13 protein-coding genes and 1 other annotated feature are annotated in these 12,537 nt (G+C 40.0%); of the genes, 9 read left to right on the forward strand and 4 right to left on the reverse strand.

Going from position 1 to position 12,537, the window contains the following annotated elements; translation table 11 throughout:
* Window positions 1-2: 2 nt before the first annotated feature.
* Window positions 3-1,073: a tetraprenyl-beta-curcumene synthase family protein gene (locus ABVF21_RS13125; RefSeq protein WP_371018333.1), complete on the forward strand. Its 1,071-nt coding sequence runs from the start codon at window positions 3-5 to the stop codon at window positions 1,071-1,073.
* A gap of 65 nt (window positions 1,074-1,138) precedes the next feature.
* The gene (locus ABVF21_RS13130) at window positions 1,139-1,441 is read left to right on the forward strand and encodes a hydrolase (RefSeq protein WP_226614834.1); all 303 of its coding nucleotides are present in this window, start codon (window positions 1,139-1,141) and stop codon (window positions 1,439-1,441) included.
* 30 nt (window positions 1,442-1,471) lie between these two features.
* Here the strand turns inward: ABVF21_RS13130 and ABVF21_RS13135 are convergent, their stop codons facing one another.
* Window positions 1,472-2,044 (reverse strand): class I SAM-dependent methyltransferase, encoded by a 573-nt coding sequence (locus tag ABVF21_RS13135; RefSeq protein WP_303532307.1) that lies wholly within the window; start codon window positions 2,042-2,044, stop codon window positions 1,472-1,474.
* A gap of 221 nt (window positions 2,045-2,265) precedes the next feature.
* On the opposite strand from ABVF21_RS13135, the gene ABVF21_RS13140 reads away from it, so the two are divergent.
* From ABVF21_RS13140 to ABVF21_RS13165, 6 genes are all read left to right on the forward strand, one after another.
* A complete protein-coding gene (locus ABVF21_RS13140) occupies window positions 2,266-2,475 on the forward strand; it encodes a hypothetical protein (protein WP_371018334.1) in 210 nt (69 codons plus the stop codon).
* 206 nt (window positions 2,476-2,681) lie between these two features.
* Window positions 2,682-2,912: a binding site (T-box leader), on the forward strand.
* A gap of 63 nt (window positions 2,913-2,975) precedes the next feature.
* Entirely contained in the window at window positions 2,976-5,390 is a 2,415-nt protein-coding gene (gene leuS / locus ABVF21_RS13145) for a leucine--tRNA ligase (protein ID WP_371018335.1), read from the forward strand.
* Between the two features lie 229 nt (window positions 5,391-5,619).
* The gene (locus ABVF21_RS13150) at window positions 5,620-5,928 is read left to right on the forward strand and encodes a rhodanese-like domain-containing protein (RefSeq protein ID WP_303532300.1); all 309 of its coding nucleotides are present in this window, start codon (window positions 5,620-5,622) and stop codon (window positions 5,926-5,928) included.
* A 25-nt stretch (window positions 5,929-5,953) separates the two neighbouring features.
* On the forward strand, window positions 5,954-6,292 hold the full coding sequence (locus tag ABVF21_RS13155) for a rhodanese-like domain-containing protein (protein WP_194219213.1): 339 nt from the start codon (window positions 5,954-5,956) through the stop codon (window positions 6,290-6,292).
* A 251-nt stretch (window positions 6,293-6,543) separates the two neighbouring features.
* On the forward strand, window positions 6,544-7,173 hold the full coding sequence (locus ABVF21_RS13160; protein ID WP_303532298.1) for a lytic transglycosylase domain-containing protein: 630 nt from the start codon (window positions 6,544-6,546) through the stop codon (window positions 7,171-7,173).
* 167 nt (window positions 7,174-7,340) lie between these two features.
* Window positions 7,341-8,582: a DEAD/DEAH box helicase gene (locus ABVF21_RS13165; RefSeq protein ID WP_371018336.1), complete on the forward strand. Its 1,242-nt coding sequence runs from the start codon at window positions 7,341-7,343 to the stop codon at window positions 8,580-8,582.
* Window positions 8,583-8,667: 85 nt separating this feature from the next.
* Here ABVF21_RS13165 and ABVF21_RS13170 read toward each other — a convergent pair whose 3' ends face one another.
* Window positions 8,668-9,942 (reverse strand): NAD(P)/FAD-dependent oxidoreductase, encoded by a 1,275-nt coding sequence (locus ABVF21_RS13170; RefSeq protein ID WP_303532296.1) that lies wholly within the window; start codon window positions 9,940-9,942, stop codon window positions 8,668-8,670.
* Between the two features lie 193 nt (window positions 9,943-10,135).
* Here ABVF21_RS13170 and ABVF21_RS13175 point away from each other — a divergent pair, with 193 nt between their 5' ends.
* A complete protein-coding gene (locus ABVF21_RS13175; RefSeq protein WP_303532295.1) occupies window positions 10,136-11,773 on the forward strand; it encodes a putative polysaccharide biosynthesis protein in 1,638 nt (545 codons plus the stop codon).
* A 43-nt stretch (window positions 11,774-11,816) separates the two neighbouring features.
* Here ABVF21_RS13175 and ABVF21_RS13180 read toward each other — a convergent pair whose 3' ends face one another.
* Both ABVF21_RS13180 and ABVF21_RS13185 read right to left on the reverse strand, forming a co-directional pair.
* Window positions 11,817-12,026, reverse strand: coding sequence for a hypothetical protein (locus ABVF21_RS13180; RefSeq protein ID WP_194219217.1), 210 nt, complete (start codon window positions 12,024-12,026; stop codon window positions 11,817-11,819).
* A 74-nt stretch (window positions 12,027-12,100) separates the two neighbouring features.
* A complete protein-coding gene (locus ABVF21_RS13185) occupies window positions 12,101-12,526 on the reverse strand; it encodes a DUF6884 domain-containing protein (RefSeq protein ID WP_194219218.1) in 426 nt (141 codons plus the stop codon).
* Between the last annotated feature and the right edge of the window lie 11 nt (window positions 12,527-12,537).

The following is a 12,537-nucleotide window of genomic DNA, read 5'->3' on the forward strand; positions in this document are numbered from 1 at the left end:
ACTTGAAAGTACCAAGTCAACCTTGGACGCTAATGTATAGTATTTATAGACGCGTCTTACCGAGGGTTCATCATGAATTAGAATATTGGAGGAAGCGGGCTGAAGAAATCCCTAATCCTGAATTGAGAAAGCAGGCGTTAGATAGCATTGATTCAAAAACGTTTCACTGTGAAGGTGGAGGGATTTATGGATTGCTTGCCGGGAAAGAAATTGATCGTTCTATTTCATTTATCGCAGCTTACCAGACGATAAGTGACTATCTGGATAACTTGTGTGATCGAAGTACTTCGCTTGATCCAGAAGACTTTAGTGCATTACATGAGGCAATGGCGGAGGCTCTTTCCCCTGAAGTTGAAGCTTCAAATAACTATTATCGGTATCGGGAAGAAAAAGATGATGGAGGCTATCTGTTAGAACTGGTTCAAACGTGTCAAAAAGTCATTCGTGAATTGCCGAATCAAAAGGAAGTGCAGCCTGCCTTACTTGAACTCTGCCATTACTATTGTGATCTCCAGGTACATAAGCATGTTACAGAGGAAGACCGTGTTCCAAGGTTGAAAAACTGGTTTGACCAGCATAAGCAACAGCTTCCAGAAATGACATGGAATGAATTCTCAGCTTGTGCTGGATCAACCTTAGGGATTTTCTGTCTTGTATCTTACTCATTAGGAGACATGATCCCCAAGGGCGGTACAGCTATGATTAAGGAAGGTTATTTCCCCTGGGTTCAGGGTCTTCACATAATGCTGGATTACTTTATAGATCAGGAAGAAGATCGAGCAGGTGGCGATTTGAATTTTTGTTTTTATTATAAAGACAATGATGAGCTCGCTCAGCGTGTTGCTCACTTCATTAAAGAAGCGGATAAAAGTGTTGAAGGGCTTCCGCATTCTTCCTTCCATCGATTAATTAATCGTGGTTTACTTGGTATTTACCTTGCGGATCGTAAAGTAATGGAACAGAAAGACGTCCGTTCTCTTGCTCGTAAAATTATTCGAATTGGGGGAAGATCGAGCCTTTTCTTCTACTTTAATGGTTGGGTTTATAGAAGACTTCACAAAGCGTCTCAGTAAAAGCGTATAAAAAACGCTCTTTCGTGAGAAAAGAAGCCTATAGGATTTTGAAAGGGGCTCTTAAAATGAAAAAGCGTTACTATGTGGCTGTAAGTTCGGGCGAGATACTGGAAGATCAAGGGGCATCGAGCTATAATTTTGAAATCGACGCAGATGAGGAAGATATCTTCAAGCTCAGTGAGCTATTTGATCTGACAGATAAGGATAGTCGCTTATCGTTATATCGTTCACATGTTCCAGCTATGAGTTATCATGAAGATAAGAACAATGATGATTATGATAATCATATGAAAGAGATTTATGGTCTTTTACACAAATTAGGGAATAAGAAAACAAGAGAACATATCGAAACGATGGGAATTCTATAGAGAATAGAGGCTGTGCAGATGCACAGCCTCTTATTTTTTGCTGATGGCAAGAATATAGGGTGGTTCATTGATTTGGTTAATAAATTGGTATTTTAGAACTTGATACTGTGACTGATCGAGATCTGAAGCGAAATCTGTCACCTTCTCACTTTCAATTTTACCTTCTGGGTGTCCTGGGTAGACGACTAGAATAAGGAGCCCTTCTGAACGAAGCAAATGTAGGATGTCTGTTACTGCTTGGATCGTTTCTTCAGGTTTCGTCACAATAGTTTTATCTCCACCTGGGAGGTAGCCAAGGTTAAAGATTGCGGCAGAAACGTTTCCTACATCTTTCGTCTCAATTTTGCTATTGATTGAAGCGTGACTCTCGTGGAATAATGCCACCTGGGCAGATTGCTTAGCTGCTGCCAGCCTTTTTTCTGTAGCTTCAATCGCCTCAGGTTGGATATCAAAACCATACACTTTTCCTGAATTCCCTACTGATTCAGCTAGGAAGAGAGTGTCATGTCCGTTTCCGCAAGTGCCATCAATAGCAATGCCTCCTTCTGTTAATACTGAATTCAGTAGCGTTCTTGTAAAAGGTAATATACGTTGAAGAGTCATGATCTGTAATCCTTTCTATCAATTAAAATTTTCTTAAATGAGTCTTCTTACCGCATCCTATCAATTTATTAGGACGTCGAGGTTTAGAATGGCTTTTTTGTTTGTTTCTAACTAAGTATGACTTTACCATGATCGACCGTTCACTCCAACTAACATCTTTATGTGTTTGGGAATATCTGGATCGTGGTACAGAGTACTATACAAAAAAATGAGGTGATCATATGGCAGAGCATGAAAAATCACATAAACAAGGCGAAACTAATAATCCCGAGCAATTACCAGATAAGGAAAAGAATCAGCTCGACGAGGATACTTCAGAAATGAATGTCGATGCGATTCCATTAGAAGATTTAAAAGAAGAACAAAAAGAAGAAAAAGATAAGCCGCATTCCAAAGATGATTCGGCTAGTCAAAAAAAGTATCGTAAATGATAACGTACCCAATCAGGGTGCGTTTCTTTTTATTGAGACAGCACCTTACTGTATTAATTGAGATTGTTCTTTTGGCACACATACTAATTCATCGAATATACGGACAGCTGATGTATAGATTACGAAAAAAACGTCTATTCTGATAATGTTCTTGACATTTCTCACAAGTATTCATACAATACAAATTATATACGTAACTAGTGAATCCAAAGATAATGATAAGGAATAGTAACAAAAATTCTATTGCTAGAGAGTTAACGGCTGGTGGAAGTTAACATAGGAGATTTGTGAACTCACCTTTGAATCGGAAGCCTGAATAGAGTAAGGTTGCCCGTATGCCTGCGTTAAAGGCCTTAAGTGAGTGCTGTTTCTAGCACTAAGCCGGGTGGTACCGCGGGTGATTGTGAATATTAGATTCTCAACCTCTCGTCCCTGTTGATGAACAACGGGGACGGGAGGTTTTTTTATTTTTTTGCAAGGACTGGAAGGAGAGAGTGACAATGGCATTTGATCACAAAACAATTGAGAAGAAGTGGCAACACTTCTGGGAAACAAACAAGACTTTTAAGACAGAAAACGATGCTAATGGTGAAAAAATTTATATTCTTGATATGTTCCCATACCCATCAGGGGCTGGGCTACATGTTGGGCACCCTGAAGGGTATACAGCTACGGATATCCTTTCACGTATGAAACGAATGCAGGGATATAATGTTCTTCACCCAATCGGCTGGGACGCATTTGGACTTCCGGCAGAGCAGTATGCTCTTGATACAGGAAATAATCCACGAGATTTTACTCAAAAGAATATTGACACATTCCGTCGTCAAATTAAAGAGTTAGGTTTTTCTTATGATTGGGATAGAGAAGTTAATACAACAGATCCACAATACTATAAATGGACACAGTGGATTTTCACAAAGCTTTACGAAAAAGGACTTGCTTACGTAGATGAAGTGGCTGTTAACTGGTGTCCAGCACTTGGAACGGTTCTTGCGAATGAAGAAGTGATCGACGGTAAAAGTGAACGTGGCGGCCACCCGGTTGTTCGTAAACCAATGAAGCAATGGGTTCTTAAAATTACAGAGTATGCGGATCGTTTACTTGAAGACCTTGAAGAGCTTGACTGGTCTGACAGCATTAAAGAAATGCAGCGTAACTGGATTGGGAAATCTGAAGGTGCCGAAGTAACATTCATGATTGACGGTCATGATGAATCGATCGATGTGTTTACGACGCGTCCTGATACACTTTTTGGAGCAACGTATATGGTCCTTGCACCTGAGCATCCTTTCGTTGACAAAATTTCTACTAGTGAACAAATCTCAAAAGTTGAAAGCTACCGATCAAAAGTACAAACTAAGAGTGACCTTGAGCGTACAGAGTTATCAAAAGAGAAGACTGGCGAGTTTACTGGCGCATATGCCATTAATCCAATCAATAATGAGAAGCTTCCAATTTGGGTAGCAGATTACGTTCTTATGAGCTATGGAACAGGAGCTATTATGGCAGTTCCAGCTCACGATGAGCGCGATTATGAGTTCGCTACTACATTTAATCTTCCTATTAAAGAAGTCGTTGCTGGAGGAGATGTATCCAAGGAAGCTTATACAGAAGACGGAAAGCATGTGAACTCTGACTTCTTAAACGACCTTGAGAAAGTAGAAGCAATTACGAAAAGCATAGAATGGCTAGAGGAAAAAGGAAAAGGAACGAAAAAAACGACGTATCGTCTTCGCGACTGGCTATTCAGTCGACAGCGTTATTGGGGCGAGCCAATTCCAATTATTCATTGGGAGGATGGCACAATGTCTGCTGTCCCGAAAGAAGAGCTTCCTGTTGTTCTTCCTGAAACAACGGAAATTAAACCGTCAGGAACTGGCGAATCTCCTTTAGCTAATATTGAGGATTGGTTGAACGTAGTTGATCCTAAAACGGGAATGAAGGGCCGACGTGAAACAAACACAATGCCGCAATGGGCTGGAAGCTGTTGGTATTACCTTCGCTACATTGATCCGGATAACGATGAAATGCTAGCTGACCCGAAAAAACTCGATGAGTGGTTGCCTGTTGATATGTATATCGGCGGTGCGGAACATGCGGTTCTTCACTTGTTATATGCTCGTTTCTGGCATAAAGTTCTTTATGATATCGGTGTTGTGCCAACAAAAGAACCATTCCAACGTCTCCGAAATCAAGGAATGATCCTTGGTGAGAACAACGAGAAAATGAGTAAATCAAAAGGGAATGTTGTTAACCCAGATGAAATTGTCGAAAGCCACGGTGCTGACACGCTACGTCTATATGAAATGTTTATGGGACCGTTCGAGGGTTCTATTGCATGGTCTAACAATGGTCTAGATGGCGCGCGCCGTTTCCTTGATCGTGTGTGGCGCTTATTTGGTGAAGGGGATCTAACAAAGTCTTCTATTTCTGAAGAAAATTCAGGAGAAGAAATGGAACGCGTCTACCATGAAACGGTTAAGAAAGTAACAGAGGATATGGAAGGCTTACGCTTTAATACTGCTATTTCACAAATGATGGTATTTGTGAATGAAGCATATAAGCAGGAGTCAGTTTCCGTTACATTAATGGAGGGCTTTGTGAAGTTGCTATCTCCAATCGCACCACACCTTGCTGAAGAGCTGTGGAGTGCGCTTGGACATGAGGATACACTCGCATATGCAAACTGGCCAATGTTTGACGAAAGCAAGCTTACTGTAGATGAAGTAGAAATTGTAGTGCAAATCAATGGAAAACTTCGGGCCAAAATTTCTATTCCGACTGAAGCATCTCGTGATGAAATGCAAGAAATTGCTTTAGAGCATGAGAAGATTAAAGGTCAACTTGATGGCAAAACACTTCGAAAAGTGATTGCAGTACCAGGAAAGCTGGTTAATATTGTAGCTAATTAAGGTTGAACCCTCTCCTAATGACTAAGGAGAGGGTTTTTGAACGTAACCTACCTATAGGAATGGATTTTTAAACAACTTGAATAACCTTTTCCTAAAGCTGAGAATACTACTAAGATGAGTGGAAGATAGATTTCTTGTATTGAAGATGCAAATCATGTACGATTGAATTTGTTGAAGTGATTATAATTGAAAAATCCATATTAAAACTGTACGAGAGGGGTATGTTTTTATGAGTAACGAAATTAAGACGGTAACACCTCAAGAGGTTCAAGAATTACTTGATGAGGGCAAAAATGTTTCATTAATCGATGTTCGTGAGGATGAAGAAGTAGAAGAAGGCATGATCCCTGAAGCAAAGCATATTCGTCTTGGCACACTTCCGGAACGACTTGATGAGATCAATAAAGAAGAAGAGCATATTATGATTTGTCGTTCAGGACGTCGTAGTGAGCGCGCATGTGAGTACTTGCAAGAAGCTGGTTACGAAGTGAAGAACATGGTTGGCGGTATGATGAAATGGGAGGGTAAAGTGAAATAGCCCTGCTAAAAAGGAGAGAGTTTGAATGGCGATATGGGGAACGGCTTTAGCTGCTGTTGCATTTACTTTAGGATTGTGGAGAGTCATTTATCCTTATTCTTATATGAAGCCAATTAATATGGAGCGGTTTGATGATGATAAATATTGTCTAATCGATGTGAGAGATTACATTCTTTCTCACCGTACGCCTTATGAAAAAGCAAAGAATATTCCGCTTTCTTATCTAGGCAGACAAACGAAAGAAAACGAAGTGTGTGATAAAGAGATTATTGTTCTTGCGGAAGATCGAAAAGCAGCACGTCTTGCTGTTAAAATTTTGATGAAACAACGCAAGCAACCTATTTATTACATGACAGTTTCTTAAGTACGACGTCTTTTGGAGCTGGTCTCTAAAAGGCGTTTTACTAAACCTTTAATCCTAGTAAGTTGATAAGATTAATAAATCATAGCACTTTTTTCTCCATTGTCCAAGTAAATTGCCTTAAAGCTCTCTATTCATTTTGTTGAGTCCTCGGTATATCGCTCGGTTCGTAAGTGGATCAAAATATGAGAAAAACAATCGTTCTGGCTCATGATCTGGTATAATGATAGAAAAGACTACACCGAGGTGTTGAAATGAAAGCAGATCTTATACGTGCAATGATGGATTTACAGGCTTTGCGACAGCTACAGCTACAGCCTAACGCATTAGACAAGCAACAGCCGTCTACTTTTTCCTTTACAGACATGCTTGAGCAAGCTCTCTCAACTCAAAGTACAGGACAGCAAATGAAAGCAGAAGTCCCTGTACACTCAACCTCGGTGAATTCCTATGGCACATACAATTCTCAAATAGTACCGTCGACTAATTCTTCATACACATCTTCATCGCTTGAAATTGATGGATATATTGAAGAATTATCGGCTAAATATAGTGTTGATCCAAAACTTGTTCATTCGATTATTAAACAGGAATCTAGCTATAAATCCGATAGTGTTAGCGGAGCAGGAGCTATGGGATTAATGCAATTAATGCCCGCAACTGCCACTTCACTTGGTGTGAAGGACCCTTTTGATCCTGGACAAAACATTGAAGGCGGCGTGAAATACATTAAGCAAATGATGGATAAATATAATGGCAATACTAAGCTTGCATTAGCAGCTTATAACGCTGGACCCGGCAATGTTGATCGTTACGGTGGGATTCCTCCATTCGAAGAAACGCAAAATTATGTTTCAAAAGTAATGAGTCATTACCAGGCATAATAAGTAAAGGCTGTCTCGTCGACCGCTCTTCAGCAGTCGAAAAGGAGGCAGTTTTTTATATGGAACGGGACTTAGAACCGTTCCAACCTTGACCAAGATGGGTCATGGTTTCTTATGGCCTTAAAGATAATAAAGATAATTGTTATACTAAACACGAGGTGAATAATTTGAACGAATTTAAAGAAATGGGACTTGATGAACGTCTCGTTAAACAACTAGAAGTTCAGGGTATTAGTACCCCGACCGATATTCAAAAAGAAACGATCCCTATTATGTTGCAAGGAAAAGACGTGATTGCTCAGGCCCAGACAGGAACAGGTAAAACTTTTGCGTTCTTACTACCGATACTTGAAAAAATTGACACAGAAGCACCTGAAGTGCAGGCTCTTATTGTAACCCCGACACGAGAGCTAGCCATCCAAATCTCATCAGAACTAATGAAGCTAGTAGAACATCGTGATGACATCAATGTACTAGCTGTCTATGGTGGTCAGGATGTTGAGAGACAGATTAAGCGTCTTGATAAACAAGTACACATTGTAGTAGCAACGCCTGGACGTCTGCTCGATCACGTTCGGAGAGAGACCATTGATTTATCTCATACTTCTTATCTTGTATTAGATGAAGCTGATCAAATGCTTCATATCGGGTTCCTAAGAGAAGTGGAAGATATTATTAGTGAAACGCCTGAAAGTCGTCTTACAGCACTTTTTTCTGCCACGTTATCAAGTGATATTAAACAGCTTGCGAAACGATTTATGCGTTCCCCTGAGAAAATCAGAGGGAAGGAAAAAGGGAAAACTGTCGAAGAAATCGAGCAGTTTGTGATCGAAACGACCGATCGGAGGAAGTTCGCATCCCTTACCGAAACCATCGATGAGGTCAGACCATTCCTCGGAATTGTTTTCTGCCGTACAAAGCGTAGAGTAAGTAAACTAAATGGAGATTTAAAAGCAAGAGGCTATTTAACTGACGAGCTTCATGGTGATTTATCACAGTCGAAACGAGAAAGTGTCATCAAGAGATTCCGTGATGCTAAAATCCAGATTCTTGTAGCAACAGATGTTGCAGCACGTGGTCTTGATATCGAAGGTGTTACCCATGTCTTTAATTATGATATTCCTCAAGATACAGAGAGCTATATCCACCGAATTGGTCGAACGGGACGAGCTGGTGGCGATGGAGCTTCGTATACGTTTATTGCTGCAAAAGATCAGTCCTTTATTCAAATGATTGAAAAGGGGATCGGTAAAAAACTTGCGAGAAAGAACGTTGAGGGTGCATTACCTTCGCATGAAGAGCGTAACGATAGTAGAGAGAATGATCAAAGAGGAAGAAATCATCGATCTTCACGGAAACCAGGGTCATCGAACAATCGAAATAACGGAAGAAATCGAAACAAACGATAAGTTAAACGAAAGAACGAGGGACCTGTCTATGGACTGGTCCCTCGTTCTTTGCATGTATTCAATTTAAAAAGATCTAGTGGTTGAACTAAACGGCGGATTCCGCTTTCCTTTCGGCTGCGCTTTTTCCTGCTGTATAGCCTGTGACGAAGGCTGATGTAATATTGTATCCGCCGGTATACCCATGAATATCGAGTACTTCACCACAAAAGTAAAGACCAGTTGTGAATTTTGACGCCATTTCTTTTGGGTTAATTTCTTTTAGAGAAACTCCACCACCTGTTACGAATGCTTTATCGATTGGAAGCGTACCGTCTATGGCCACCTGGAACTGCTTTAATAGCCGCGCGTATTCGCGCACTTTTTCTTTCGATAAGTGAGCGTAAGTTGTATCTGGAGAAATTTCTGCTTTGTTAAATAGAAAGAGCATATATCGCTCTGGAACGTTACTTTTCCAAATGTTCTTAATCGCTTTTTTTGGCTCTTCTTTTGCGAGTTTCATATGCTCGCGAAATAATTCTTCTTCGTTTTGATCTGGTACGGCATCAATTTGTAAGGGAATATACTGAGCATTAAATTTTTTCATTGCTTTAACGACATATTGACTGCAGCGAAGAACAGCGGGCCCAGATAGTCCGATATGGGTGAAGATCATATCCCATCGATGTGTCTTTATTATCTTTCCTTTTGGATTGAGAACGGATAGGGCGACATCTCTTAACGATAAGCCCTGTAGTTCTTTATTTTTGATAAAAGGTTCACTAGATGTAAGAGGCACTTCAGTAGGGTAAAGATCTGTGATGGTATGTCCACCTTCTTTTGCCCATGCATATCCATCACCTGTTGAACCAGTATGTGGAACAGATTTTCCACCTACTGCAATAACTACATTTGAAGAGTGGATCTCTTCTTTTGTTTGTAGCTTCACTCCAGCTACTTCTCCATCCCTATATAGAACTTTCTCAACTGGGGTGTTTACTTGGATAGTCACATTCAACTGGCGTACTTTGTTTAGGAGCGCATTTACAACAGATTTTGCATCATCAGTCACGGGAAACATTCTACCGTGATCTTCTTCTTTTAATTTAATGCCTAGATCTTCAAAGAATGTGATGATATCCTCATTATCAAATATGTTAAATGCACTGAATAAAAACTTCCCATTACCTGGAATGAATTTAATTAGTTCATCTAGTGGAAGGCGGTTGGTGACATTACACCGTCCTCCTCCAGATATGGCTAGTTTTCGCCCAAGCTTATTCCCTTTATCAACGAGAAGTACTTTTGCTCCATGTTCAGCCGCTGATACAGACGCCATGAGTCCGGACGGCCCACCGCCAATCACAATGACATCATAGTTCATACTTACACCTCTCTCATTTTGCTACACACAAACATACCACAATTTGTACTGATTATAAAAGTTTCACAAAAATTTATATTTGTTGTTACTAGGTAAATAGCTTAAAATGGAGAAGTGTATTTCATAACTGTTGAAAATTGTTGATAGATGACGAATAGATATAGTTGAATGGTTAGAAGTAGGAGATGGAGAAATGTCTGATTCAAATGTGATTAGAGGGACGATGCTGTTATCTGCAGCCACCCTTTTTTCTAGGATTATTGGTATGATTTATATGTTTCCTTTTACAGCACTAGTTGGTACACAGGGGGTAGCGCTTTATACGTATGCTTATACTCCTTATACCATTATGCTTAGCCTGTCTACGGTTGGGATTCCATTGGCTGTTTCTAAATTTGTATCTAAATATCATACTCTCGGAGATTATCGAACTGGTCGGAGGCTGTTTAAATCAGGACTTCTTTTAATGTCTCTTACTGGATTCGTTGCGTTTTTAGCTCTCTTTTTATTGGCAGAACCAATTGCTCATATCGTCATTGATGAAGGTAATGAAGGAAACACGATTGCTGATGTAACATTGGTTATCCGTGTTGTGAGTATGGCGTTATTGATCGTACCGATTATGAGTTTAACTCGAGGGTTTTTCCAGGGGCTTCAATCAATGGGACCAACGGCCGTTTCGCAAGTCGTTGAACAAATCTTTCGTATTGTTTTTATACTAGTATCAAGTGTTATTATTATGAAATTTATGGACGGAGATGAGGCAACTGCTGCTACGTACGCTACGTTTGGCGCTTTCGTTGGTGCAGTAGGTGGACTGATGGTGGTCTTCTGGTATTACAGAAAACGTAAACCTGCTTTAGATCAACATCTGGCTGAAAGCACGGTTGATCATAATGTGTCGTTAAAGGATATGTATAAAGAAATTATTACGTACGCTCTTCCGTTTGTCGTTGTTGGTCTAGCAATACCATTGTATTTGCAAATTGATACTTTATTAATTAATCCGGCGCTAAAGAGTATTGGTTATGATAAACCCGCTTATGAAGAAGTTTTTGCGATTATTACAGGCCTTGCTCATAAATTGATTATGATCCCAGTTTCTCTTGCAACAGCTCTTTCAATGACGATTATACCGGCCATTACGAAATCATTTACAGCCAATCGGGAAGGTGCTTTGCAAACTCAGTTAACACAAACCTTCCAGATTTTATTGTTTTTGACTACTCCAGCCGCAATTGGACTAGCGGTTCTATCTGAACCGATATTTAGAGTGCTATATCCTACAGTGAATCAAGAACTCGGAAGTTCGTTGTTAATGTGGTATGCGCCAACTGCTATATTGTTTGCTCTTTTCTCTGTAACGGCTGCTATCCTACAGGGAATAAATAAACAAAAATTTGCGGTTTATAGCTTACTTGCAGGATTAGCCCTTAAAGCAGGCTTAACTTACCCATTCGTCACAATTTTTGAAGGGAAAGGTTCTATCCTAGCTACAAATCTTGGATTGTTTACATCGGTGTTAATCACGATCATTATTATTAAGAAATATACTGAATACGAATTTGGTTTTCTTTCAAGAAGATTGCTGCTTATCGGTATCTTTGTGGTCGTGATGGCCGTGGCTTCTAAACTTTCAATACTACCATTGGAATTTCTCATGCCTGATTTGTATCTTTCAACAAGTGAAGGTGGTAGTATGCTGTATTCAATCATTAACCTGGTGATTGGAGTAACAGTTGGAGGAATGGTATTTCTATGGCTAGCCTACCGGTCAAACCTTGCAGGCTTAATTTTAGGAGAGCGATTCTCATTCTTAAAAAGACGTTAAAAAATGAAGGCCAAAATGGCCTTCATTTTTTTGAGAGATGATATTAATACCCGTAGTCCTCATCTCTTATTCCAATTTGTCTTTCAATCCTTGTAATTCGACGATCTTGTCGTCTTAATTGACGCTCAATTTCTCTTAATTGCTGTTCGATGTTTCCTGGGTATCCAGGTTGGCCAGGGTAACCGGGCTGACCAGGATATCCTGGGAATCCGGGATACATTTGATACCCTTGCCCTTGCTGACGATCATACATAAAGATCCCTCCTTAAATAGGTACCTGATAGTGTATGTGAATGGTGGGCAGTGTTGCTGGGCATATGTCCCGTGTTATACTGAGTTTTTCTGATACCAGCTTAATTGTTCTCCAATTCCAAGACCTTTGAGAGGAACCTCATATTTGTAATTGAAATGATTTAGCTGCGGTTCAAGGTGTTTGCGATAGACAGATCCTCCATGCAAACACACAACAATATCTGTAGACGTTTCATACTGAGAGAATTGCTCAATTACTTTTTGAGCCCATTCCTCACGTTGATGATGTGTAAATGTTTTGATGGATACATCATATGGATCCATGATGTCGTCTGGTAATAAGAGGCCGTCTTTGGCATTATAAAAATACATGCGATCATAGTGGTGTGATGCATACTCAAGCGTTTTTTGAAATAAAGGACTCTGGTAAAATTCTGTAACAGGTGCTGATTTATTACTTTTCTTACGAGCCGTTGCTAAAAGTCCAACTTTCACAGTCATTCGATTCACTC

Origin of the sequence: Pseudalkalibacillus sp. JSM 102089, from assembly GCF_041366475.1 — a bacterium.
Lineage (GTDB): Bacteria > Bacillota > Bacilli > Bacillales > Guptibacillaceae > Guptibacillus > Guptibacillus hwajinpoensis_B.

Coding starts and splice junctions, on each gene's coding strand:
- ABVF21_RS13155 (WP_194219213.1), top strand. CDS start 5,954: ATGGCGATATGGGGAACGGCTTTAGCTGCTGTTGCATTTACTTTAGGA.
- ABVF21_RS13180 (WP_194219217.1), bottom strand. CDS start 12,026: ATGTATGATCGTCAGCAAGGGCAAGGGTATCAAATGTATCCCGGATTC.
- ABVF21_RS13130 (WP_226614834.1), top strand. CDS start 1,139: ATGAAAAAGCGTTACTATGTGGCTGTAAGTTCGGGCGAGATACTGGAA.
- leuS (WP_371018335.1), top strand. CDS start 2,976: ATGGCATTTGATCACAAAACAATTGAGAAGAAGTGGCAACACTTCTGG.
- ABVF21_RS13170 (WP_303532296.1), bottom strand. CDS start 9,942: ATGAACTATGATGTCATTGTGATTGGCGGTGGGCCGTCCGGACTCATG.
- ABVF21_RS13140 (WP_371018334.1), top strand. CDS start 2,266: ATGGCAGAGCATGAAAAATCACATAAACAAGGCGAAACTAATAATCCC.
- ABVF21_RS13150 (WP_303532300.1), top strand. CDS start 5,620: ATGAGTAACGAAATTAAGACGGTAACACCTCAAGAGGTTCAAGAATTA.
- ABVF21_RS13160 (WP_303532298.1), top strand. CDS start 6,544: ATGAAAGCAGATCTTATACGTGCAATGATGGATTTACAGGCTTTGCGA.
- ABVF21_RS13135 (WP_303532307.1), bottom strand. CDS start 2,044: ATGACTCTTCAACGTATATTACCTTTTACAAGAACGCTACTGAATTCA.
- ABVF21_RS13185 (WP_194219218.1), bottom strand. CDS start 12,526: ATGACTGTGAAAGTTGGACTTTTAGCAACGGCTCGTAAGAAAAGTAAT.
- ABVF21_RS13175 (WP_303532295.1), top strand. CDS start 10,136: ATGTCTGATTCAAATGTGATTAGAGGGACGATGCTGTTATCTGCAGCC.